This is a genomic window from Vogesella mureinivorans (assembly GCF_007644035.1).
In the GTDB taxonomy this organism is placed as follows: Bacteria; Pseudomonadota; Gammaproteobacteria; order Burkholderiales; family Chromobacteriaceae; genus Vogesella; species Vogesella mureinivorans.
The window spans coordinates 1-527 of the sequence record NZ_VMTV02000362.1 but is presented as its reverse complement, the minus strand read 5'-3'; the positions used below and the strand labels follow the sequence as shown (position 1 = coordinate 527).

Below are 527 nucleotides of genomic sequence, written 5' to 3'. Positions count from 1 at the left end.
GCAATACACTATTCATCATTTTCAGCCAAGAATTCAGCCGTTCCAGCAACCTGTGCATGCATTTCCGCACCACCGAGTTCTTCAGCAGTGGCAACCTCACCTGTAGCGGCCAAAAGCAAAGGAGGACCTGCAAGCAACATCTCGGTTTGTTTGCGCACAGCAATCACATAATCAGATAAGCCCGGTTGATATGCCCCACCTGCTGTTGCATTGCCATGTACTACTGAGACTTGGGGTAAACCTGCCGCAGAAAGTCGGGCTTGATTGGCAAAGGTCATTCCACCATAGGTAAATACTTCAGCCGCGTAGTTGAGATTTGCACCGCCACTTTCGGTCAGGGTCAGCATCGGTAATTTTTGTTCGAAAGCAATCGCTTGTAGGCGTAAGGTTTTTTGAACTCCCATCGGAGACATCGTCCCACCTTTGATCGCACTATTACTTGCAGAAATCAGACAGCGAACACCACTGACAAAAAAGATTCCAACGTTTAAACATAACAGGTTCCTAATCGTCCACCTGTATTCAAT

Annotated in this window: 1 pseudogene; it reads right to left on the bottom strand. The window is 47.2% G+C overall.

What is annotated here, in order from left to right:
* Nucleotides 1-14 precede the first annotated feature (14 nt).
* Nucleotides 15-527: pseudogene (locus FLQ44_RS11005) on the bottom strand (carboxyl transferase domain-containing protein); the annotation flags it as partial.